The sequence below is a fragment of the Rhizobium sp. SRDI969 genome (assembly GCF_025152725.1).
GTDB lineage: Bacteria > Pseudomonadota > Alphaproteobacteria > Rhizobiales > Rhizobiaceae > Rhizobium > Rhizobium leguminosarum_I.
The window spans coordinates 3,232,329-3,254,209 of record NZ_CP104035.1 but is presented as its reverse complement, the minus strand read 5'-3'; the positions used below and the strand labels follow the sequence as shown (position 1 = coordinate 3,254,209).

Below are 21,881 nucleotides of genomic sequence, written 5' to 3'. Positions count from 1 at the left end.
TTGTGATCAAGGTTATCAGTGAATCGAAACGCTCCCTCAATCGGCATGTTGCCGTCGTCGGTGTGTTGTCGATAGCCCTCGTTTGCGGCATTGGCGGTTGGGCGGCGACGTCAGAGCTGTCGAGCGCAGTCATCGGCGAGGGCGTAATCGTCGTCGACGGCGATGTAAAGAAGATCCAGCACCTGACAGGTGGTATCGTGTCGGAATTGCTGGTCTCGGAAAACGACCATGTGACGGCAGGGCAGGTCCTGATCCGGCTCGATGGGACGACGACCAGAGCGAACCTTTCGATTGTCGAAAGCACGCTCGCTCAGCTTTATGCGCGCCGTGCCCGTCTGAAGGCGGAACGGATCGGCGCCGAATCGTTCGAGGTCGAGGAAAACATCAGCGATCTGACATCCAGCACTTCGGCGCAGAAGCTTCTCGATGGCGAGCAGAAATTGTTCGACAGTCGCAGGACGGCGCTCATCGGAATGAAGAGCCAGCTGGCATCCCGCAAGGATCAACTGGCCGAGCAGGTAAAGGGGTTGGTCGTTCAGATCAACGCCACCAACGATTCCCTGGGCTTGATCGAACAGGAGCTTGAAGGCATTGATACGCTCTACAAGAAAGGCCTCGTCACGCTTCAGCGTTTGAATACGCTCAAGCGCGCCCGCGCCGATCTCCAGGGCAACAGCGGCCAGGAAATCGCAGCTAAGGCGGAGGCCGAAGGTAAGGCAATCGAGATCGATCGCCAGTCGATCCAGTTGGATGAGGATCGTCGTTCGGAAATTGCAAAGGACCTGACCGACGTCGAGGCGCAGATCGCCGAATATGAAGAGCGCCGCGGAACCGCAGTCGATCAGCTGCACCGTCTCGACATTACCGCACCGTTGACTGGGCGAGTTCACGAACTTTCGGTTCACACCGTCAATGGTGTTATCGATCCCGGTCAGACGTTGATGCTCGTCGTTCCCGAAAATAACGAACTTACGGTCGAGGCGAAAGTCGCCACCCGCGATATTGATCAGGTTCGCGTCGGCCAGTCCGTCGATGTGCGTTTCAGCGCTTTCGATCAACGCACGACGCCTGATGTGAGCGGTGAGATTACCTCAATCGCCCCTGATATCGTCAAGGATGAGCGCACGGGCATCAGCTACTATCCCCTGCGCGTCAAGCCGAAAGCTGAAAGCATTGCCAAATTGAAGACGATAAAGCTCTATCCCGGCATGCCGGCCGAGGTCTTCATCAAGATCGGCGACCGGACCGTGATATCCTATCTGACGAAGCCGCTGACCGATCAGATGCAACACGTATTTCGCCAGGAGTGATTGGCGGCTGTTTCGGGTCGTTAGGAGCCTTAACGTCTCAAAGCAGCCGGTATCATCCGCCAGGCTGAGGTTGGATAGTTTCGCCTTGCTCGAATGGGCATGAGCGGCCATTTCACGAAATTGTCTCAAGCCTGCTGCAAGGTCTCCCCATGATGTGTTTGCTGCCTTGGCGAGGGGCGCCGACTGAGAAGCGATCGGCTTATGGATTGGTTCTGTTTCTGGCGTGTCTGGTAATGTTTTCAGCGGTCAAAAACGGCCATGCCGATGGCGCTCAGCCGCTGAAAATAGTGGCTTTCGGCACATCCTTAACGGCTCGCGGGGGATGGCAGCCCGCTCTCGAGACAAGGCTTGCAGCCTGCCTGCAAAGGCCCGTGAAAGTCGAGAGTGTTGCAAAGAGCGGCGAGACGTCATTATGGGCCCTTACCCAAGTTGATCGCGTGGTTGCCGCGCAGCCGGATATCATCCTAATTGAACTCTACGCCAATGATGCAACATTGCATCGATTCGTGTCGCTTGCGCAAAGCCGAAAGAATATCGGCGACATTCTCGACCAACTCCAGCAGCGCCTGCCGCAAGCGCGGATCATCGTCATGGCCATGAATCCGTTTTCAGGATTGCGTGGGCTGATCCGCCCCTTCGTCAATAGCTATGTCTCTGCACATCAGGCGGAGGCGGAAAAACGTGGTCTGGAGTTTGTCGACCACCGGCCCAACTGGGAGCGTCTTACACCGGATGACCTGGCCACGGCAATTCCCGACGGCGTGCATCCTCAGCCCGACATGGCCTCCAAAGTCATCGCGCCTGAACTCGTCAAACGTATCGCCGGCAACAATTGCGGAGAGTGAAAAGATTTCTCAAATCCGTCACAGATTTTGGCGGCTTCCAGGTCAGACGGCCGCAATATAGGTTTTCAAGTAGGTGACCAGCGAAGCCCGGCCGGCCTCCGACGAATCTTCGTGAGACGGGCTATCCAGCTCTTCAAGCAGATAGTTCCTGAGATCGTCATCGGTATGTGCGACGTAGATACCCGGTCGGCCTGCGAGCTGACCCACCGTGGCAAGCTGATGATCGTTTCGGTGCTCGCCGAGCGCCGCCTGTCGGGGAACGAGAATGATCGGCTTCCCAAAACGCTTGGCCGTGAGCACAGTGCCAATTCCCGCATGAGAGACGATGACCGTTGCATCGCGAAAGACCTTATCGAAGTCCTTAGGCTCGATATTCTTGATCCATTTCATATTCTGTGGCGTGTAACTGCCTCTGCCGATCTGCGCCAGAACCGGTTTGGACAGTTCCTTTGCAAAGGTGTCGACAGACCTGACGAGGCGATCAAACGGCAGCTGTGTTCCGACGGTGACAAGGATCAAAGGACAGCTCCTGCGTAATGCGGGCCATCCGGCCGCGACAGATGTTGCCATTGCGTGAGCCAGAGCGTCGCAATATGGCCGGCCAATTTACCCGATAGGGACAGCTTCTCGACATTGGCGACGCTATCGATCCAGATCGTCCGCTTGCCCGTCAATTTGCCGGCAAGCAGGCAAAAAAGCCCAGGCGCCGCACCGGTCGAGATAATGACGTCTGGCCTCTGCTTGATGACGATGGAGAAGGCGCTGAAAAAGCACCGGATCGACATGGCAATCGAGTCGCGGCTGCAATCGGGAAGGACCACTCCGTCCCGAATGTCGTATTTTGCAAGCAGTCCCGGGATGGTCGTCGCAAAGACGATATCGCAGCCCTCGAATGCGCCGCGCATGGCCATCAGCTGCTCCCAATGACCGCCTCCCGACGAGGCAGCGAGAACCTTCAATTTTTTCTCAGCCATAGACAGGCATCTCCTATATTTGACCGATGAAGCGCGAAAACCATTCGGTTCGAATAGCGGCTGTGTCACGATAGTTCAGTAGAAGTGTAGCATTTTTGGCCCGGTTGGTTGAAGCCTTGAAGTTCATGGACAGCCAATCACTCATGAGTTTTCATCTGGAAGATAATAAGGGTCAGAACTCTTCCAAGGGGCGCTCTTGCAAACAATATCAGAGAGCGGCATTGGGCTTGTATTCCTGATATGCATGTCCGAGAATTCCATTAACCATGCCCGCACCGCGCAGAACATGGGTGAGGGCTCGCATGCCCCAATAGGGCGAAATCAAGATCGCCGGCAGCATGAGCAGTCCAAGCACGACTCTGGTGGCGCCATAGGCCGCGCGATAGATCCGGCGCTTGAGGTTGCCATGCAGGACCTCGCTGACTGCGAAGGTATTGCCGAGCCGGTATTGTCTTTGCAATACCCATTTCCAGGTCATCCGGCTGGCAGGAACGATATCATGGACAAGCGCCTTATCAGCCCAGAAAACCTGCATGCCACGGCGAATGGCCTGATTGAAGAACAGATAATCCGTGCCCCCGGTGAAGCGCATCTTCTCTTCAAAACGCAGATTCCATGAGCGGATCAGGGGATAGTCGAACATGACGTTGTTCGAGGCGGCATAAGAAATGCGTTGGCCGTCTTTGTTCTTCTTGCGCTCGAACACCCTTGCCTTGATGAAATATTCCGGCGGGTTTTCGGGATAGACCGGTTGGACGGGGCCATAGACGCAATCGGCGCGGTTTTTCTTCCTTGTCTCCAGCATCGCGTCCAGCCAGCCGTCGACCGGCCATTCATCATCGTCGAGAAAGCAGAAGAGGTCGGTGCCGAGGGGCGCTGAATCCAGCGCGCGATTGCGCGCAAAGGGTATGCCCTGGTTTTGTTCGATGACGTAGATCAGGTCGTAGGCACCAGTCTGGCCGAAACCCTCCACCGTGGCCTTTGCGCTGCCGGCCGCATCATTATCCACGATCACCATAGTGAGATGATAGGGGCGATCCGGATGCCTGACCTGGCGGGTCATCACGTCGAGCAGCTTGGCGATCCCGTCGAGGCGTCGATAGGTCAGCACGCCGACGGCGATATTCAGCGGTGCGGTGCCTGCTTCCGTGCCGACGGATGAATGCGGAAAAGTCTGTTGCTGATTCATGACTGTCCTCTCCGCAGCATATTTCCCAAACGTTTGCGCGCCGCCATCAAGGCCACTTCGGTCGCGGCAGCATCGCCGAACGGACCGCCGGCCACCGTGTTGCGAGCTTCGCCCCGGAGCTTCAGCAGCGATGTCGTTTCGGCAATGCCGCCGGCCACCAGGCTCTTGCCGAGTGCCTGCAGCCCGTCATAGCGGCGTGCCAGTTCCAGCCCAGTTGCGATCATGATCCGCGGGCGCAGCGTCTTTGCTCTGCTTGTACCTGTGTAGCGGTTCGACTCATGAATGCGCTGAAACGTCAGCGGTGTTTCGACGATCGCGCCGCGGCCGAGAAAGGCAGCAGCAAACTTGATATAATTGTCGCTGAGGACGACGTCTGTCGCGACGGACATCGGCAGGATCTGGGACAGCAGGTGGCGGCGGAAGCTCAAGCCCGATGTCGGAACCGGAAGCGAGGGAAAGCCGCCCCTGCGAAGCGTGTCCCGCTTGTCGAACAGTGTCACTTGCAGCGCTGCAGGAGGCTGGTCGCTTTCCTCGGTCGTCACCCGATCGAAGCACCAGTCGATCTCGTTGCGATCGTAGATCTCGGCGATACGAGCAAGTTTGCCGGGCAGAAACGCATCATCGGCATCGAGGAGAAAAAGGATATCGCCGCTTGCGGCCGCAAAACCCGCGTTGAAGCTCGAGGCCTGGCCACCGTTTTCCTTCAATACCGTCAGGATCCGTTCCCCGTAGGAGGCAAGGATCTGGCGAGAATCGTCGGTCGATCCGTCGTCGACCACCACCACTTCGAACTCCGGATAATCCTGCTCGAGTGCGCTATCGATGCAGGCGCGTAGATAGGTCGCGTAGTTGTAGTTGTTGATCAGAACGGAAATTTTCATGCCCATCCCCTAGCGATTTGTAACCGGTATCGACGGTGCATACCGCCTTACGCCCGCTCTATAGCCGCGCATATAGTAGTTCTTCCAGATTGCCCAGAACCGCTTCCTCGAAGAGGGCGTGGGATAGAGCAGGGCGGCGCGCAACGCCCATTGCGCGCTCTCGATCCAAGTCTTCATGGGTACACCCGCGATCCGCGGTCCAGTTGGGACATCCTGCGGAAAGAGCGCGGGTACGCCGTATCCAAGTCGTTCTCCGCGCTTCTGAACCCAAAGCTCATTCACGCTGGATGCGGGAATCCAGTGATGAACGACGGCCTCGGCGCAACGATAGGCTTGCACCCCGCGCGCCGAGAGGCGCATGATGATCTCCTGGTCTTCGCCCATTGCGAACAACCCTCCCGGTAGGGGGCCGAGATCTTCTCTATATCGAACGTCCGAACCTAGAGCGCTCCGTCGCACGATAGTGTTCGGTCCCCACACTTTCGTAGGATCGCAGGGCCCGCTGATCTGCTCGTCGACAATCGCAAAGGTCGATCCCATAGGAATCCATTCGAGCAGAGGATTTCCGGTCGGAAGATGCTCCCATTCGGCAACAATCCTGCCGCCAAAAATGCCATAGTGCGGGTTGGCATCCGCGCAAGCAGCAATTTCGCGAAGCCAATCAGGTTCGGCGCGTATATCATCGTCGGTAAATACGACAAGAGACCCGCCGGCTTTCTCAAGTGCGGCGTTGAGCGCGCTTGATTTGCCCGGCTGCGAATGTTTCAGGATCAAGATTGGCAGGCGCTCGCGATACGTCTCCAATAGATCCATTGTGTTGTCTCCGCTGTTGTTATCGACAGCAATCAACTCCCACTGATCAGGGGATAGATCCTGATGAACGAGGGATTCCAAGGTGTGCTTCAACCTGCGGCTTGCACCATTATAAGATGAAAAGACGACACTGATTTTAGGATCTGCCATGCCTCATGGACTCCTTTTCGAATCTACATTGGCGGGCCGCCTTATATCGATCGCCGGTGTAGTTTCTTGAAACGCCCTAAAACACCAGAAGCCATCTTGACCAACTCCGACTCAATCCCAACTTGCGATCGGCCACTCATCACCCAAAGCAAGGCGTGAACGCAGCAATAGACGCCGCCCCCAAGCAGGACGGTTTCGACAAGCATCTTGCCCGCGCCCAAATTGGTCGCTATCGGCGCCGAAAAATCTCGTAGCGTCAGGAGTGCTAACACCATGGCGCCGCCGCTGACCCATGACCGCCAGGTCACGAGCAACTGCCGCCATGGACTAAGCCCGGTCAAGGATCTGACGATATAGAAATTGACAATCGACACCACTACGCCTCCGGATATCACTCGAGCAACGAGCAGACCAACGAGGCCAAAGAAATAGAGGCCAGTCAGCACGATCGGCACTCTAAATATGAGGAGTACGATGCCCCTGTTGAAAAGAGTTCGGGTGGCGCCCAGAGCATAGGCAAGAGCGTTCGAGGGGCCGAACACGATCTGCATTCCAAGTACCGGTGCGATAAAGTGAATAACAGTGACGGCAATAGACCATTTGGGTCCGAGCGTCAGATACACGAAAGGCTCGGCCACCAACGCAAGGCCGACACCCATCGGAAAGCCGATCGCGAAAAGAGAAGCCTGACTTTTCTGGAAAGCTTCATTTAATCTCGCCTTGTCTCCAGTCAATTTTGCAAAACTGGGAAACAGGACCCGTTCCAGCGGCTGAAACGCGGATTGCGTAATCATAGCTGCGATATTGTTGCCGACATTATATGCGCCAAAGCTCGAAATTCCGAGCAGGCCGCCGGCAAGGAAGTTATCAAAGCGATTCCCGATAATCGTAACGAATTGATTTAGCGTAACCCAAACTGAAAAGTTGGTAAGTTTTCGCCACGAGGACAATGTGAAGTGGGGAATATAAGGCGCCCTAATATAAGTCGCGACAATTCCGGTAGTGGACGCGGCCACCGCACCTGCGACGATTGCCCAGTAACTCTCGGTAAACCAGGCGACACCGACGGCTACGACCAGTTGCGCGGTATAATTCAACGCCTCGTTTTTGGCGACCGTACCGAAATCGAGTTCCTTCGCGAAGGTTACGTAGTAGGGACTTCCTAGTCCGCTAAAAAGCGGGCGCACTGCGAGGCCCGTGCAAACGCCAATAAGCCTAGGGTCGTTATAGAGGTGAGCCATAACAAATCCACTGATCACCATAACAATCGCCAGCAAAAAGCCGCGAATTGCACTCAGCGTAAAAGCAGTATGGAAATCAGCCTCCTTGTTATCCTGATGATGAATGAGGGCATTTGCCAGAGACAAGTCCGTCACTGACGTCAGGATAATAAGTAATGTCGTGCCCAGCGCCACAAGACCAAAATCTGCGGGCACGAGGATACGTGCGAGGATTATCGTCATCGCCAGATTTGCGAGGCGGCCATAGAAGACACCTGTCATCAACCAGAACGACGCTTGGAGTGTCTTCGCTCCTATCCGCTTGGGTGCATTTGTCATGATGATGCCTGCTCTACAAATTTTGCGTCAATTTTTGCGTCATGCAACTGCGACGACAAGGATGCCTGGATGAGTGGGCCTGCCGACCAAGCCGATAAAGACTGTTCACGAATCTTTGGCGCGGCAGCTTGAAAGAATTCATCCAGATGCTCGGTGAATTCGAGTACGCGTTCGGTAAAGCTCACGGGCTCGATGTGCGATATGTCTGTTACCCATTGGCTCTGAGACAGACCGTTGTACAGTTCTGTGGTCTTGAATTCATATGAGATTGGAAGCACCGGCACCCCGGCACACAGTGATAAAATAGCCATGTGCATGCGTGTGGAGATCACGAAATCAAAATCGGCCACTTTTTTGAGGAGTGCATCGGGGCCATAAAACCCTGAATCAACGGAGACCGATTTTTGTGTCTCTGCATCCAATTCGTTAGCAATCCCCTGGGCGACAATGGAGTCATCATAGTGGTACTCGGCAATGCCCTGGCAAGTTGACAGAAACGTGACCTCTGCATTCTTTGTCTTCACCAGCGCTACAACTGCTTGAGAGATTGCATTTCTGTATTGAGCCATACCTTGCTGTGGCGAAAGTCCGTCAAAATGTGCCCAGTCACGGACGGATATAGCGACTTTGAGCTTTTTTGATCCCCCTGATTGCGGGCGCGCTGATAGACGTTCCATATCTGCAAAGGCAAAAACGCTATCTGATACAACTTTAAGACGATCATGCTTGACGCCGATAGCGCGCAAATTACCTTCGGATTTTACATCTCTCAAAAGGGTAAATCTGGCTTGATCGATGATAGATTTAATTCTGCTCTGGTTTTCCCGTTTGTTGAACGGGCCGAGTGACTGCGTAAACAATACCAGCGGCTTTCCAAGCATTAAATCCTTTTCGAATTCTTCAAGGCGAGATGAAATATCGTAGTGCTCAACGAGGTATGTCCCCCCTGTGGATACAATAAGGTCTGCCTTGGCGTAGAGTTCGATATTTTCGCGAACTTGCTTGTTCAGAAGCGGACTCCAGCCGACGCTTCCATTATTTCGCGCCGAACTCAGCAATCTCCGAAACTCATGCTTTTTTAAACGGTCGATATTGCGGCGCAACCGTATCGCGAAGCGCTTCCCAACGAATGGGAGCGAAATCGATGGTGTTGCTGTCAGAGTTGTTGTCAGCGGTCGAAATCTGATGTCAGGATAATATCGCGCTGCAACCTCTGGGTTACTGTCAAAAACGACAAATTCACTTTTCTCACCGAATGCGCGTCGCAAGATCCGCATTATTGCCAGCGCGATCGCCGCATCACCCGCGTTCAAACAAACGGTATTTTCTATCAAAATCAACATGACGACCCATCAGATCCTTTTGTTTGAAGCCATTAAAGCACTTGCTTAAATAGCATCATCTTATACTACTCAGAGCTGCGAGGAGTTTTTTGGCCTGCTTTTCTTCGTTATAATTTTCTTCGATAATATTTCGTCCTTCGCGTCCCATCGATGCGATCTTTTCGGGGTTCGCCGCAAGTGTTTGCATTGCCGCGCTTAAGGCCTCAACATCGCGTTCAGGGACCAGCAGACCGGACTTTCCGTCTGCGACCAATTCCGGGATACCGCTGTGATGTGTGCTAATAACGGCAAGGCCTAGAGCCATGGCTTCCATGATCGCAACTGGTATGCCTTCCATATCGCCATCGGCAGCCGTCACGCTCGGCAGTACGAATACATGCGCTTCATCCAGGAGCGTGCGCACCTCGTCATGCTGAAGGCTTCCGTGCAAGACGAGACGGCTGCCTAGCTGATAATGATCGGCGAGCGCGCGAATGTCATCGAACAGCGGGCCTGATCCGATCAAGTCGAGGCGGATGTCGAGATCGGGCTGGCTGGCGACCAGTTGGGCAAATGCCTCAAGAATATAGCGGTGCCCTTTCTTTTCGGTCATACGGCCCACTGAGATCAAGCGTAGTGGCTGGTCGGACCTTTTCACCCTTTCCCTGAAGCGAAAGGCCCTGCAATCGATGCCGAGGCGCTGGGTGCGGATCTTCTCTGGCGGCGCGCCGAGTTCGATCAAACGGCGGTGCCAGAGATCGCTGATCGGCAGCAGAAGGTCTGCTTGCTCGAACAGATCGTGGTATAGGTCGGCGCGCTTGTCCTGCATATATTGGGTAAGGTCATAACCATGAAAAACCACTGAAAGCGGCGCTGTGCCGAGTCCGAGCTTCTTCAGATCCGCCATGAATTGACCGGCAGGACCAAAATGGCAGTGGATCACCGGCCTCTGGCTTTTCGGTTGCAGTTTGGCAGCCACCTGGAGCTTTAGCGAAAAGGGCATTTCGCGCAAACCATTAGCCCGATTTTTCATGCTGGCACGGAGTGCAGCGCCAATGCCAACACCGCATTCCGTCATTGCTCGAGCAGCTTGCAAGACCCTTCTGGATCTGCGGGGGCGAACGCCCGGCGACAGCACAAAATCTACGGCGTTCGAGAAGCCATATTTTGCCGGCAGATCGGACGCCCCGACTTCCGCGTGGCGCAATGCGACAACCCGCACAGCTGCTCCCTCATCACGAAGACTGCGCATCTCATTGAATACGAAGGTCTGGCTGAGCTCCGGATAGTTCAGACTGAAATAGACAACATTCAACTCGGTCGTCATAGTATTCATCAGCGAACACTGGCTCCCTGTATCGTTTCGGAATAAATTCTCTCGTAGTTTGCAAGCATCGAATCCATCGAAAACTGCTTTGCACGGTTACGGCAGTTCTCGCGCGACAACTGGCTCGCCTCAGTGAAAATCTGCTTGAAATTCACGCTCGCATTCCGCTCGACGAAAATACCGCTGTCCTTGTCGATGATTTCGGGTGCCGCACCGCTTTGATAAGCAACGATCGGCGTCCCACAAGCCAGTGCCTCCACGAAAGTCAGGCCGAAGGGTTCATCCCATTCAGGCAAGAATACCGCCACCGACGCTTTGCCGATGGCAAGTGAAAGCTCGGAATGATCCGCCAAACCATGATAGACCGCGCGTTCAGGATCCAACAGCGGTTTCACCATAGTCTCGAAGTACGACATGTCTTCTGCCAAGCCGTATAACGAGATGGAAAATCCTGCCTCCAGGGCAGCTCGCACCGCCATATGCGGCGCCTTCTGGCGATTTATTCGGCCATACCATATGGCCGTTCTCTTCCGATCGGGTTGTTCGCTGAAATGCCAGCCATTTAGATCAACGCCGTTATAGGCGACCTTGCTTTCGATATAGGGGCGCCAAGATTCTTGTAGAAATCGCGAAACGCAAACGAAATCCGAGCCCTTTCTAGACCTCGCGGCCTTAGCGCCTTCAACCACTTCCTTGAAGACGGGCGTATGGATCGTCGTCACCACCGGAGCGCCCAGGCGATGCGCATTCGCTAGGGGGTATTTCGATAGTGAATTGTTGTGCACGATATCGAATTTGGAAGCGCAGACCACATCGATCATGCGCGAATATGCCTGATCCGCGATCCGGTTTCTTTGAAAGCGCCGATATTTTTCGATCCACCGCCCGTCATGTTTCTGCAGGCGCTCAGAATTCAGTACGGAGCTATCCACGATCGGGTGCAGAGGCAGTGAGCTATCGCTATCTGATGCGGCGAAAAGTTTTACGTCATGCCCGCGGCTGACGAGCCCGCGGGTGAGGAACCACAATTGTGATTCAACGCCTCCTCGAAAAGGCTTTCCGATCGGATGCTGGATGGGCGCGATAATGGCAATCTTCATGCAGGATCGCCCTTCAAGGCGCCCCGGCTATCCTGCCCTAAAGACCTAATTTTCCTAAAGTTTCCAAGTCGCCTCCGATATTCCCATGCAGCTTTGAAACGGGTTTCGGCGTCGCCCATCCATCGCAGGAGAAAATATCTGAGAAAGGCATAAGCCATAAGCATCGTGGACTTGGCCGGAATTCCGAATACAAAGAGGGGCTCCTTGAACCAGGCGGGCATCGTCACTGGCTGTCCCAACCCGTAGCGCTCCGCGCGCCCCAGTATCCATTTCTCGGAAAGATAATCAGCAGGGACGATGTGCCCGACAACGGCAGCATCGGTATGGTATGCCTTGGCATCGATACCGATGGCAAACATCGTATCCTGCCCCATTGCATATTGGGCAACACTCGCATTCGGCCCCAATCCGGCATTGGTGCGGTAGGCGTCGCCCAGGCTCGCTCGACGATAGGCGCAATTGGGACCGTGGACCCAGGCACTCGGTATTTCGCCCACCGGCACCTTCGAATTGTCGGCATAAAGGATATTGAGTGGCGCCCAGCTCAGAACCCATTCTGGAGGTGTCACGTCCCAAGCGGGCTTGATGAGGCCACTGAAGATATTGAAGTCGTGCCTCTCTTCCGACACCCGCAGAAACGTCTCAACCCAATCTGATTGGGGGATAACGTCATCATCAGTAAAGATGACAAGATCACCATCGAGATGCTTGAAACCGGTTTCGAGCGCATTTTCCTTTCCCTGCCTGGGCTCGAAATAGATCTCAAGCGGCAGCCGGTCCAGAAAGGCGTCGAGGATTTCGCGCGTATTGTCCTTGCTGTTGTTGTCGACGGCCACGATCTTCCACTGATCGCGCGGAAGCGTCGTCTTGGTCAGCGCCTCCAACATCCGGGGTAGCGTCTTTGCGCCATTATAGGTCGAAAAAAGGATGGTGACCTTTATCGTGCTCATATTGCTCTCTCAGACGCGTCCGAAGGCCGCTCAGCTTTTCTGGAATTCCGCATCGGGACGGTAACCACTGTCGGGATCCATCCGGCCGTAGCGGGAGATTATTTCGATGTCGCTGCGGATGATCTTTGCAGGGTTGCCTGCCACGAGCGAGCGCGGTGGAATGCTCTTGGTCACCACCGAGCCCGAGCCGATGACGCATTCGTCGCCAATCTCGATGCCGGGCAGGATGATGCTGCGGGCGCCGATGAAGCAGCGTTTGCCAATCCTCGTGTGAAGGTAGAGCCCGCGTGTGAGGTCGTGGGTCAGAATCGCAGCCTCAAAGGCAACGTAAGTTTCCGCGCCGATATGCAATCCCCTCGGGTTGGTCTTGTCGAAACGCACGCTCAAGGAAAAGCTCGCCGTCGGATCGATATCCATTCCCCAGAATTTCGTATAATAGAGCCACTTGGCCTTCACAAATCCGTTCCGCAGTGGCCGAAATACGTTCAGTCCCCACTTCGGCTTTTTTCCTGTCTGCACCATCAAGTCCGACCCCGGCTGGAAAATTCGTCTAGCACGGAACTGTAATAGTCCTCGAGCGTCCCCGTCTGACGACGTAAGTCGAAGCGCTCGGCCACCAGAAGCGGTGCCCGCGCGCTAAAGGCTGTCCACAGGGTCCGGTCGTTGAGCAGTCTTCCGACCGCGTCCGCCATTCCCGCGACATCCCGCTCCTCCACGAGATAACCAGTTTTCCCCTCTTCGATCGCTTCGCCGACGCCTCCCGAGCGAAATGCGACGACCGGAGTACCGACGGCTTCCGCCTCGAGATTTGCGAGGCCGAAAGCTTCGGCGTGACCATTGTCGAGGGTCACGCTTCCATGGAGATAAAGCTCCGCACTGGCGAGCAGATCTCTTATCTCAGTCTGCGACAGATTTTCATGGATCGTGACGCTTGGCAAGGAACGACGCGCCAGTGCTTCGATTTCCTCCTTCAAGGGACCCTGGCCGACCATGACGAATTCGACCGGGGTGCCGGCGGCAGCCACACGCGAAAGCGCATCGATCATGAAACGATGGCCCTTATAGTCGACGAAGCGGGCAATTGAAACCACGAGCCCTTTTTTTCGGGGGCGGGGTTCCATTTTGAAGAGATCGAGATCGATGCCGATATGATGGCGATAGACGCGTTCGGCTGGAAAGCCGAGGGCCAGCAGCCGGTCGCGGATGAAATCGGAAACGGCGATGTTCCAGCTGTTCCAGCCGGCCATCTCGCTCCGGCCCTTGGCGAAGAAACGCACCTGATTGAAGCCGCCCGGCTTTTTCGGGTCGCCGCGATAGGTGGCATCGAAGCCGTGAAACGTCGTGACGAGCGGCTTGCCGGCGGCCCGGGCCAGCGGGCCAATGACATAGCCGTTCTTACCGAAATGGGCGTGAACGAGATCGGCTTTGCCGATCGCAGGAAAGAGGAAGGGAAGGCCGATCTGCGGGATTTTCAGCAGCAGTTCACCGGCCCGCGCAATGGGAGACCGACGGATGTCATGAACCGGAACAGTGGATTTTTTTGTATGCGCCGAAGAAATTCGCGAGCCGGCAAGAATTTCAGCTTCGAAAGTACGAAACGCTACCGCCTGGTTGAGAACAAATGCCTGGCTGGCAGGCAAAAATTTTTCCACATAAATAACGGCTTTTTTCATGAATCTGTTCGCGTCTCCGTTGTCTTATGCATCACATCGCCTCTATTGCCCGCCGGACACCGTCAACCGCACTTCTTGGCGCATTATTTTCGTCGTAAAGATTAACACGCTTCGTGCAAGCGGCGGCGGGATCGGCCGCTTTCTCATCGCGCTCGCCGTATTTTTCCGACATGCCCCATACTGTCACGCCTTTCAAGTCGCCATGTTCGGCCGCCACGGTGATCACGTCACTGAAAATATCGGCGTAGGATGCCGGCGTGAGGGCTTTGTCGCGGTTCAGGAAATGGCAGGACGCATCCAGTTCGGTGATGAAAACGCCGACACCCATGTCCTTCAACGCCGCGCAGAAGCGCCCCATTCCTTCCGGATCGATCCGGTCGAGTCCGGGGCGGAAATGCGCTTGCAGCCCCACCGCATTGATCGGCGTTTTTTTTGCCACGAGATCCTCGACGATTTTCAAGATGCGCGCGCGCTTCTGTTCGAACACGTCGGATTTTTTCTCCAGATGCGTTTCGTTGAGTACCAGCGTTGCGTCGGGATTGGCCTGGTGCGCCATGTCGAAACTCATACGAATATAATCGTCGCCAAGAAGGCGTCGGAAAACACAATCCCGCAGATCCGGTGCATCATACTCCAACGGTTCGTTGACCACATCCCAAGCATCGATCGAGTTCTTATAGCGAGTGACAACCTGTTTTATATGACGGTTCATCGCCGCCTGAATGGTCTTTGCGTCCGTGATATCAGACACCCAGCCGGGGACGCGATACCAGATCAGCGTATGGCCATAAACCTTCATGTTGTTTTTGCGTGCAAATGCAACCATGCGGTCGGCACTGCCGAAGCTGAAAACGCCTGGTCTCTTTTCCGTCGCATTCCACTTCAGCTCGTTTCGCGGCGTTATCGAATTGACGTTGTCGATGTAGATCTCGGAAGCGATTGGATCGTTGATGTTTTGCAGGTCGATTGCCGATCCGAATCGGAACGACTTCTTGTCGGCAAGGGCGCGTAAGCCTGCAGCGGCAGGCACCTGTGCCAAGGCCTGGCCTGCACGAACATATAACAGCGCGAGCGGAAGCGAGGCGAGGAAACGTCTTCTATTCATTCTATCTCTCTCTGTTAGCTTTTTCATGTCCGCGGTGGAATTTGAAGGACCGAGCTCGTGGGCACCGATCCGCCAGGGGATTCGCGTTCAATTCAGCAGGCTAATGCAACCTCAAATATACTTTCCCGGCAGGGGCATTGTCAGTGTCTGCAGGACTTTTCAGCATACTCCAAGATATAGACCGCTGGGGGAGGGCGCCGGTGATGGAAGATTGGTCTAGCTATCTGACGAGCTATTTTATATGGCATTTCAAAATGCCGTTTTTTTTATGGCGACCGTCCGAAACGATCTATCTCTTCTCGATGACCGGCAGTTCGCTGCGCTTGTTCTCGGCATCGTTGGCGTCATTTTCCTCCCGTTCGCAGTGATCGTCAGAATGTCGTGGCGGCTGCGTCGATCGGAGATCGTCATTCGCTCGCTGAACGATGACCTTGTGCAAGTTACACAGGACCTCAGTGCCGAGCGTGTCTGGCGCCTGGCGGGTGGGGACAGCACCGAACGGCCGAGTGCGGACAGTTTGAAAAGCTCTACAAGATTCTGGCCAGACATCGTGACGATGTAAGTCACATGGCGTGACAGGCCGTTGCTTGGGGCGAAACCGGAAATCGACAACATGTTCGCCTTTCTCCAGGTCGCGAAGATGCTCTATCTCTTTGTTTTCGCGCAAGTCCTGTGAAACCGTTGCACAGTTTTGCTGATGCGAGGATTGAAAGAGTTAAAGCGTCCTTTGTGCGTCTGAAACTGCGCAGGGGCTCTAATGCGGGTGTTCCCGACTTTCTGCCGGGGCCTCGGCATCGGGAGGCCTGGAGACTGCTTCCGGTTGTGGGCTGCCGGTCTCGACCGCGGGGTCCGGCAATGGCAACCATATTCTGCCGGAAAAATAATTTCTCGTTCTTTTCTGAGCTCCTGAAGTCGCATCCAGCGAGAGTGTGAAGTTGTAATTCCCGGGATTGAGCACCTCGCGGGTGAAGCTGATGCTGGCTCCGAATCCGTCTTCCTTGATGTCCCTCAGATTCTTGATCGCGTTCAGGGTTTCGTGAAAATCGAGCCACTGCGGTTGCCGCAGCATGATTTCGAAAATTCGCAGAATGCCGGGATCGAGCTGGCCATTTCGATCAGTCTCGGGATTGATGATTTTCACGCGCATATTGTTGATCGTGCCGGCGGCGTTGCCGCGAACGATGACGAAGATGGACTTTGGGAGCTGATCCTTTTCCCGCTTGCCGCTCTGCTCGAAAAAGCACTCGAACGTATCGGCGTTGAAGCTCGCCGCTGCCCAATCGCTGGTCTCGATGCCGGCATTGCGCAGTGCCGCACACATCGCGGCGCCGGATATCCGCCATGTCCGTAGAAAAGTCGACGCGGCCTCTACCATCGGCGGTTCGATGGCATGCAAGGGAAGCTTAAAGCTGGCTGGGGGCGTCGGGCGGGGAAGGGGTTTGGGTGGAGGCGGCCTCACCTCATGGGGAAAGAGATCGAAACCAAAATAATGGCTGACTGTCTTTAAGTGTTTCATGTCGTTGGAAAGCAGCACCGTCCCCATGACCAGTGAGAGGGAAATCGCCAGCAGCAACCAGAAGACCACGGGAATCCGCGGTTTTCCCACCGGCTGTTTCGCATATGCGGACGACGAATTATCAGGCAAGCTTGTCTTCTCCGGCGCGCGAGAAGGGTTTCGATCGGGCTGGCTAGAGCATTTCCGTTTTTCTCCAAGCCACGGAACCCTGTATCTTTTTGTTTTTGCGCAACTCCGGACACAAACCGCTGCGCACTTTTGCTGGAATTGCTCTAGATCCAGCATATACATTCAGCCGTTAAATATCTTTGGCTTCGTGTCGGCAATTGGGCACCTTTGTGCCTCGTCATCAGGAAGGCGCGCTGCATATTTTGGATACCGGCTTCGACAATGTTCGTTTGAATATGTTGGAAGGATTGCCGTTTTCGCCAAGTCGATGATCGCTGTTGCGCAAAAGCCTCTTAGACACGGCGTCGGAGCGGCGCTGGTTTCGAACGGGATTCGTCCGCTGCGACATGCGCGATAGCAGCACCGCGCCAAATGGCACCCCGTTGCAATAATCCACAAGTTGCTTTTACTGGTGCACGGCTGAAAAAAACCCTTACGAAATATTTACTTTTAGTTGCATTCTTGCTTAAACTCTCCATTATACAGCTGGGCGTGCTGATAACGCGGGAGACTAATTCACATGAAGGCTAAATCGCCGAATTCGATCGACGTCTATGTTGGCAACCGCGTGAGAGTTCGGCGGAAGACGCTCGGGATGACCCAGAACGGCTTGGCCGAACTTCTCGGCATCACCTTCCAGCAGATCCAGAAATACGAAAAAGGAACGAATAGAATAGGCGCCAGCCGCCTTCAGCGCATATCCGAGATTCTTCGCGTGCCCGTCGGCTTTTTCTTCGAGAATGGCGGCGCCGGACCAATCGAGGGCGAGACGAGCGAATTGAACAAGTTTTTGTCCTCGAAGGAGGGGCTGGCGCTCAACAAGGCATTCATCGCCATCGAGGACCCGAATATCAGGCAAAAGCTGGTTGCGTTGGCCAAAAGCCTGGCAGCCGCGGGGTTGCCTGAAAGCGACAGTGAGTTGCACGATTCGGTTGTGAACAGCTGAGGACGGATCGTGCTCCATCTGCAGACATTCGGCGATCTGCGGTTGATCGAGACGAATGGCGACCCGGTTCGTTATCCGATCAAGGGCCTGTTGATGATGGCCCATCTCTATGCCGGCGCGGACCATGAACTCAGCCGTTATGAATTGGCTCAGTTTCTATGGAACGACGTCGAAGCTGACCTGGCGCGGCTCAATCTGCGCAAACTGCTTTCCCGCATCCGCGATACAGACGGCGGACGCGCGGAAATGCCCTTTGATTTCACCGCCACCACGGTTCGTCTCGACACGCAGGCAGTTTCCAGCGATCTGGATATCTTTCGCACAGGCGGTTCGCCGCTGGAGCGGCTGAACGCGATCGCCGAACTGACCCAGCGCGGCTTCATCGGAAATATCAAACCAGCGACAAAGCTGATAGAAGCGTGGATCAGGGCGCAACGGGACGCTCAGGCGCTGCAGTTGCGGCAGGCACTGCTGGATGCGCTGCCGGACGCGCAAAAGCCCGGCGCGGCGCGCACCATTTCCAGCGCCGGCCTGCAGATCCTCGAACGGGATCCGAATGACGAGCAGGTCAGAGCCTTGCTGCACCGGCTATCCGGCGGTTCGTCCCTCAATGAGAGATTGCCGAACGGCGACGACCATGCCCGGGTACAGGTGAAGCGGTCAGAGGCCGGTGGTCAGACAGCTGCCGACATCGAACGTATATCGCCGATACCGCTGATCTTGCCTCGCCTGGTGCTGCTTCCTCCGACATCGAAACATGTCGATGCCGGACTTGCGCTTGCCAACGCCCTGATCGAAGACGTTACAATCGAACTCTGCGCGCTACGAAACATTTCCATCGTCGCGCCGCATACGGCCGGCCAGATCCGCCGCGATTCCGAGAAGGCTGCCGTGGTCGCGCGTCATTCGATCGCCTATCTTCTGGATACGAGGCTTTCCGAAGAGGGATTATTCGCCCAGCTGGTTTACTTTCCCACGGACGAGATTATCTGGGCCAATCGCTTTGCGATGACGCCCGATATATTGCCACGGCAAAGACGGTTGATCGCGCAGCAACTGACCTTATCGGTGGCAAGCGAGCTGGCTGAAAACGAGGAAGAGCGACTACGCTTCGAAGCCAACCCGAAAGCTTATCATTCCTATCTCGTCGGCTCGAGCCTGATGAGCAGGTTGACGTTGCCGCATATCCGCCGGGCAAGGAAGGCATTCAAGCAGTCCCTGTTGCATAAGCTAGATTTTTCTCCGTCATTTACCGGGCTGGCCAGGACCTTCACCAGCGAGTGGCTCGTGACGGCGCAGGGAAACAACGAACTGCTGCATCTGGCCGAGCAGAATGCGCTTCGGGCCATCGAGCGGGATCCAGAATCGGCGGCGGGTCATCGCGAGCTTGGCGTCACCAAACTCTATCTCGGCGATGTCGATGCCAGTGTCGCCGCACTTCATCTGGCGGAAGAACTCAGCCCGCATTTTGCCGATGTCATCTACAGCCATGCCGACACGCTGGTGCATGCATCCCGCCCGGGCGATGCGCTCGCCAAGATCAAAAAGGCGATTTCGCTCAATCCGATTGCGCCTGACGCCTATCTCTGGTGTGCTGCGGGAGCGAGTTTCTTCCTGGAACAATACGAGGAGGCCATCGCCTATGTCGAGGCGATGAAAGACAAAGCGCCGGCCCATCGCATTGCTGCGGCCAGTTGCGCAATGATCGGCGATCGAAAACGGGCGCTTTTCCATCGGCAACGGGTCGCAAGCATCAACCCGGCCTTCGACGTCGAGAAATGGCTTGCCATCGTTCCCTTCAAAGAGCATTGGCAAAAAGAGCTGTATCGGGAGGGCCTATTGAAGGCCGGTTTTTAACAATAGCTTAGGGGCATTACATGGCGAAAGCTGTCATTGTAGGTATACCCGGTGAGGCGGATCTTTGGCTTGCCGATCTCGGCGCAGGTGCGGTCAAGCCTCTCAATCCGACGGGGGATTTGGCGACCGCGAACGACCTGCGCAAAGCCGGCGGCACATTTGTGAAGGGCGTCGACCTTGCCGTTGCCGTCTCGTCGGCGCAGGTTGCCCTCTCCGGTCACGTCGACGGCTGAGCCGGCATTCTGACGGATCGGTCCATATATTCCGACAGGATCATGTCGCCGCGAGAAACCCTTTCCCGCGTCGAACCTCTTTTGGCCGGGTTCGGCATTACCAGGGTTGCGCGACATACCGGACTGGACGACATCGGAATCCCCGTCTGGTGCGCATATGCCCCGAATTCCCGCTCGATCGTGATTGCCCAGGGAAAGGGCCTGACCGATATTGACGCCAAAGTATCCACTATCATGGAAGCCCTCGAACGGGCGGTTGCCGGCGAACCCGCCGTCGATCTCGTCCACGGCACCTCTTCCCGTCTGCAGGCGATGGGATGCAAGACCGACACGCTGAACTGCCTGACCGCTCTTCATAAACCCGATCTTGGACCGGACGAGGAGACGGAATGGGTTGCCGGCATCGATATCCTCACCGGCGAGGAGGTCTATGTCCCCTTTGAAGCGGTGGTGCTCGACCGCACGCGTGACGCGCGATACTGGATGTCTTCAGACGGCCTGGCGTCGGGAAACAATGCCGAGGAGGCGATCTTTCATGGCGTTCTGGAGCGTATCGAGCGTGACGCCCATGTGCTGTGGCAGGTGGGCGCGGAAGCGGATCGTTATGCCGGCTGCGTCGATCCCCGCGGCTTCCAGGACGTCGCTTTGGACGGGCTGATCGACAAGATCGAAACATCGGGATTGGCGCTCAGGCTCTTCGATATCACCAGCGACATCGCAATCCCCTGTTTCACCGCCATGCTGGGTCCTGGGGATGCCGTGCTTGGTTCCCGGGACCTTCACGGAAACAGGGACATTCGCCTCGTCGAGGTGACCGGCGGCACCGGCGCTCACCCGTCTCCCGTGCGCGCGGCCATTCGGGCGGTGACGGAAGCCGTGCAATCTCGGTTGACCTATATCAGCGGAGCCCGCGACGATATCTCTCCCGCAACTTTCTCACGATCCTTGCCGCCGCTGATGCGGCAGGCCTTCGCTGCGGTTGCCGCACCGCCGGCTGCCGCCATCGGCCTTGATGCGGTTGCCAGACATGGGCAGCAGGATCTGGCCCGCTTGCTGCAGCATGTGCTTGACCAGCTACGCGGCAGGCGGATCGCTTCGGTGATCGCCGTGCGCCTCAGCGACGACACGCTTCCCTTCAGTGTCGTCAAGATTGTCATCCCCGAGCTCGAAAATCCGGAGGGGGAGCGTGCCCAGCGGTTCGGAACAAGGGCGCTTGCCAGGGCAATAGGGTTTTGAAGATCATTTTCGCAGGTCCCAGTCTTCCCGATGCGGCGTCGCTTGCCGGCGAGGGGATATGCGTCCTGCCGCCTGCGACGCAGGGCGATGTCTTGGCGGCGGTGGAACAGGGCGCCAATGTCATCGGCCTGATCGACGGCGGCTTCGAATATACCGCACCGGTCTGGCACAAGGAAATTCTCCATGCTCTTTCGCTGGGCGTCGCGGTTCTCGGGGCGGCAAGCATGGGTGCGTTGCGCGCTGCCGAATGCCATCCGTTCGGCATGATCGGGATCGGACGCATTTTCGAAGACTATCGCATCGGCCGGCTGGTCGACGATGCCGCGGTCGCACTCACTCACGCGCCGAGCGCGCTGGGCAGCAAGCCGCTCACGATACCGCTCGTCAATGTCAGCGCAACGCTCGATATGATGGAGGATAGCGGACTGCTGGAAAGTCGGTTGCGCCAACAGCTGGAGGATGCCGCAGGCGCTATCTTCTTCAAGAAGCGAACTTGGCGGGCGGTCGTCGAGCAATGTGCAGGGCTGGCCGAGCAGGATCGTCCGCACCTGATGGCGGCACTTTTGTCGAATGCCGTCGACCAGAAACGCATCGATGCCTTGGAATTGTTGAAAGCCGTGCAGGACGTTCGCGATATTCGGTCGAATGCCGATCTGCCCTGGAAACTGCGCCAAACTTCATTCCGCACGCGCCCTGCATTGTGAATCGCAGCCGGCAATAGTCACCG

At 55.9% G+C, this 21,881-nt stretch carries 21 protein-coding genes and 2 pseudogenes; 9 read left to right on the top strand and 14 right to left on the bottom strand.

Annotation, left to right across the window (positions count from 1 at the left end):
* Nucleotides 1–2 precede the first annotated feature (2 nt).
* Together N2A41_RS16330 and N2A41_RS16325 are read left to right on the top strand one after the other, a co-directional pair.
* A complete protein-coding gene (locus tag N2A41_RS16330; protein WP_260109244.1) occupies nucleotides 3–1,310 on the top strand; it encodes an HlyD family type I secretion periplasmic adaptor subunit in 1,308 nt (435 codons plus the stop codon).
* Between the two features lie 149 nt (nucleotides 1,311–1,459).
* Nucleotides 1,460–2,155 carry an SGNH/GDSL hydrolase family protein gene (locus N2A41_RS16325; protein ID WP_222295652.1) on the top strand — a complete coding sequence of 232 codons (696 nt, stop codon included), beginning with the start codon at nucleotides 1,460–1,462 and terminating at the stop codon, nucleotides 2,153–2,155.
* Nucleotides 2,156–2,197: 42 nt separating this feature from the next.
* On the opposite strand, the gene N2A41_RS16320 is transcribed toward N2A41_RS16325, so the two are convergent.
* The 13 genes from N2A41_RS16320 to N2A41_RS16260 all read right to left on the bottom strand — a co-directional run bounded on the left by N2A41_RS16320 (nucleotide 2,198) and on the right by N2A41_RS16260 (nucleotide 15,198).
* A complete protein-coding gene (locus N2A41_RS16320) occupies nucleotides 2,198–2,674 on the bottom strand; it encodes a glycosyltransferase (RefSeq protein ID WP_017965743.1) in 477 nt (158 codons plus the stop codon).
* Entirely contained in the window at nucleotides 2,671–3,129 is a 459-nt protein-coding gene (locus N2A41_RS16315; RefSeq protein WP_170279012.1) for a glucuronosyltransferase, read from the bottom strand. The genes N2A41_RS16320 and N2A41_RS16315 overlap by 4 nt, the downstream gene beginning before the upstream one ends.
* Nucleotides 3,130–3,337: 208 nt before the next feature.
* Nucleotides 3,338–4,318 carry a glycosyltransferase family A protein gene (locus tag N2A41_RS16310; protein ID WP_260109243.1) on the bottom strand — a complete coding sequence of 327 codons (981 nt, stop codon included), beginning with the start codon at nucleotides 4,316–4,318 and terminating at the stop codon, nucleotides 3,338–3,340.
* Entirely contained in the window at nucleotides 4,315–5,199 is an 885-nt protein-coding gene (locus N2A41_RS16305; RefSeq protein WP_170262145.1) for a glycosyltransferase family 2 protein, read from the bottom strand. The genes N2A41_RS16310 and N2A41_RS16305 overlap by 4 nt, the downstream gene beginning before the upstream one ends.
* 9 nt (nucleotides 5,200–5,208) lie before the next feature.
* On the bottom strand, nucleotides 5,209–6,162 hold the full coding sequence (locus N2A41_RS16300; protein ID WP_170262146.1) for a glycosyltransferase: 954 nt from the start codon (nucleotides 6,160–6,162) through the stop codon (nucleotides 5,209–5,211).
* A gap of 41 nt (nucleotides 6,163–6,203) precedes the next feature.
* Nucleotides 6,204–7,721 carry a lipopolysaccharide biosynthesis protein gene (locus N2A41_RS16295; protein WP_017965738.1) on the bottom strand — a complete coding sequence of 506 codons (1,518 nt, stop codon included), beginning with the start codon at nucleotides 7,719–7,721 and terminating at the stop codon, nucleotides 6,204–6,206.
* Nucleotides 7,718–9,064, bottom strand: a complete 1,347-nt coding sequence (locus N2A41_RS16290) for a polysaccharide pyruvyl transferase family protein (RefSeq protein ID WP_017965737.1) — start codon at nucleotides 9,062–9,064, stop codon at nucleotides 7,718–7,720. The genes N2A41_RS16295 and N2A41_RS16290 overlap by 4 nt, the downstream gene beginning before the upstream one ends.
* Before the next feature lie 55 nt (nucleotides 9,065–9,119).
* Nucleotides 9,120–10,379 carry a glycosyltransferase gene (locus N2A41_RS16285; protein ID WP_260109242.1) on the bottom strand — a complete coding sequence of 420 codons (1,260 nt, stop codon included), beginning with the start codon at nucleotides 10,377–10,379 and terminating at the stop codon, nucleotides 9,120–9,122.
* Entirely contained in the window at nucleotides 10,379–11,470 is a 1,092-nt protein-coding gene (locus N2A41_RS16280; RefSeq protein WP_260109241.1) for a glycosyltransferase, read from the bottom strand. Before N2A41_RS16280 ends, N2A41_RS16285 begins: the two co-directional genes overlap by 1 nt.
* Nucleotides 11,467–12,420, bottom strand: a complete 954-nt coding sequence (locus N2A41_RS16275; RefSeq protein ID WP_162118017.1) for a glycosyltransferase — start codon at nucleotides 12,418–12,420, stop codon at nucleotides 11,467–11,469. The genes N2A41_RS16280 and N2A41_RS16275 overlap by 4 nt, the downstream gene beginning before the upstream one ends.
* Nucleotides 12,421–12,450: 30 nt before the next feature.
* On the bottom strand, nucleotides 12,451–12,942 hold the full coding sequence (locus tag N2A41_RS16270) for an acyltransferase (RefSeq protein WP_162118018.1): 492 nt from the start codon (nucleotides 12,940–12,942) through the stop codon (nucleotides 12,451–12,453).
* Nucleotides 12,942–14,093, bottom strand: coding sequence for a glycosyltransferase (locus N2A41_RS16265; RefSeq protein WP_260109240.1), 1,152 nt, complete (start codon nucleotides 14,091–14,093; stop codon nucleotides 12,942–12,944). Before N2A41_RS16265 ends, N2A41_RS16270 begins: the two co-directional genes overlap by 1 nt.
* Before the next feature lie 31 nt (nucleotides 14,094–14,124).
* A complete protein-coding gene (locus N2A41_RS16260; RefSeq protein WP_017965731.1) occupies nucleotides 14,125–15,198 on the bottom strand; it encodes an endo-1,4-beta-xylanase in 1,074 nt (357 codons plus the stop codon).
* 137 nt (nucleotides 15,199–15,335) lie between these two features.
* On the opposite strand from N2A41_RS16260, the pseudogene N2A41_RS16255 reads away from it, so the two are divergent.
* Nucleotides 15,336–15,774, top strand: a pseudogene (locus tag N2A41_RS16255) (hypothetical protein).
* A gap of 178 nt (nucleotides 15,775–15,952) precedes the next feature.
* On the opposite strand, the gene N2A41_RS16250 reads toward N2A41_RS16255, so the two are convergent.
* A complete protein-coding gene (locus N2A41_RS16250; RefSeq protein WP_260109239.1) occupies nucleotides 15,953–16,843 on the bottom strand; it encodes a DUF6030 family protein in 891 nt (296 codons plus the stop codon).
* A 239-nt stretch (nucleotides 16,844–17,082) separates the two neighbouring features.
* On the opposite strand from N2A41_RS16250, the pseudogene N2A41_RS33430 reads away from it, so the two are divergent.
* The 6 genes and pseudogenes from N2A41_RS33430 to N2A41_RS16225 form a co-directional block, all read left to right on the top strand.
* A pseudogene (locus N2A41_RS33430) lies at nucleotides 17,083–17,240 on the top strand (class I SAM-dependent methyltransferase); the annotation flags it as partial.
* Nucleotides 17,241–17,402: 162 nt separating this feature from the next.
* A complete protein-coding gene (locus N2A41_RS16245) occupies nucleotides 17,403–17,828 on the top strand; it encodes a helix-turn-helix domain-containing protein (protein WP_017965729.1) in 426 nt (141 codons plus the stop codon).
* Nucleotides 17,829–17,837: 9 nt separating this feature from the next.
* Complete coding sequence (locus N2A41_RS16240) at nucleotides 17,838–19,685, top strand: peptide antibiotic resistance protein (RefSeq protein ID WP_260109238.1); 1,848 nt, start codon at nucleotides 17,838–17,840, stop codon at nucleotides 19,683–19,685.
* Nucleotides 19,686–19,705: 20 nt separating this feature from the next.
* A complete protein-coding gene (locus N2A41_RS16235) occupies nucleotides 19,706–19,918 on the top strand; it encodes a hypothetical protein (protein WP_017965727.1) in 213 nt (70 codons plus the stop codon).
* 42 nt (nucleotides 19,919–19,960) lie between these two features.
* On the top strand, nucleotides 19,961–21,154 hold the full coding sequence (locus tag N2A41_RS16230) for a YcaO-like family protein (RefSeq protein WP_017965726.1): 1,194 nt from the start codon (nucleotides 19,961–19,963) through the stop codon (nucleotides 21,152–21,154).
* Nucleotides 21,151–21,858, top strand: coding sequence for a TfuA-like protein (locus N2A41_RS16225; protein ID WP_170260584.1), 708 nt, complete (start codon nucleotides 21,151–21,153; stop codon nucleotides 21,856–21,858). Before N2A41_RS16230 ends, N2A41_RS16225 begins: the two co-directional genes overlap by 4 nt.
* The last annotated feature ends 23 nt before the right edge of the window (nucleotides 21,859–21,881 follow it).

Excerpts from the sequence above, each read along its gene's own strand:
- N2A41_RS16325 (WP_222295652.1), top strand. The coding sequence starts at position 1,460 with ATGATGTGTTTGCTGCCTTGGCGAGGGGCGCCGACTGAGAAGCGATCG.
- N2A41_RS16315 (WP_170279012.1), bottom strand. The coding sequence starts at position 3,129 with ATGGCTGAGAAAAAATTGAAGGTTCTCGCTGCCTCGTCGGGAGGCGGT.
- N2A41_RS16310 (WP_260109243.1), bottom strand. The coding sequence starts at position 4,318 with ATGAATCAGCAACAGACTTTTCCGCATTCATCCGTCGGCACGGAAGCA.
- N2A41_RS16305 (WP_170262145.1), bottom strand. The coding sequence starts at position 5,199 with ATGAAAATTTCCGTTCTGATCAACAACTACAACTACGCGACCTATCTA.
- N2A41_RS16300 (WP_170262146.1), bottom strand. The coding sequence starts at position 6,162 with ATGGCAGATCCTAAAATCAGTGTCGTCTTTTCATCTTATAATGGTGCA.
- N2A41_RS16295 (WP_017965738.1), bottom strand. The coding sequence starts at position 7,721 with ATGACAAATGCACCCAAGCGGATAGGAGCGAAGACACTCCAAGCGTCG.
- N2A41_RS16290 (WP_017965737.1), bottom strand. The coding sequence starts at position 9,064 with ATGTTGATTTTGATAGAAAATACCGTTTGTTTGAACGCGGGTGATGCG.
- N2A41_RS16285 (WP_260109242.1), bottom strand. The coding sequence starts at position 10,379 with ATGAATACTATGACGACCGAGTTGAATGTTGTCTATTTCAGTCTGAAC.
- N2A41_RS16280 (WP_260109241.1), bottom strand. The coding sequence starts at position 11,470 with ATGAAGATTGCCATTATCGCGCCCATCCAGCATCCGATCGGAAAGCCT.
- N2A41_RS16275 (WP_162118017.1), bottom strand. The coding sequence starts at position 12,420 with ATGAGCACGATAAAGGTCACCATCCTTTTTTCGACCTATAATGGCGCA.
- N2A41_RS16270 (WP_162118018.1), bottom strand. The coding sequence starts at position 12,942 with ATGGTGCAGACAGGAAAAAAGCCGAAGTGGGGACTGAACGTATTTCGG.
- N2A41_RS16265 (WP_260109240.1), bottom strand. The coding sequence starts at position 14,093 with ATGAAAAAAGCCGTTATTTATGTGGAAAAATTTTTGCCTGCCAGCCAG.
- N2A41_RS16260 (WP_017965731.1), bottom strand. The coding sequence starts at position 15,198 with ATGAATAGAAGACGTTTCCTCGCCTCGCTTCCGCTCGCGCTGTTATAT.
- N2A41_RS16245 (WP_017965729.1), top strand. The coding sequence starts at position 17,403 with ATGAAGGCTAAATCGCCGAATTCGATCGACGTCTATGTTGGCAACCGC.
- N2A41_RS16235 (WP_017965727.1), top strand. The coding sequence starts at position 19,706 with ATGGCGAAAGCTGTCATTGTAGGTATACCCGGTGAGGCGGATCTTTGG.
- N2A41_RS16230 (WP_017965726.1), top strand. The coding sequence starts at position 19,961 with ATGTCGCCGCGAGAAACCCTTTCCCGCGTCGAACCTCTTTTGGCCGGG.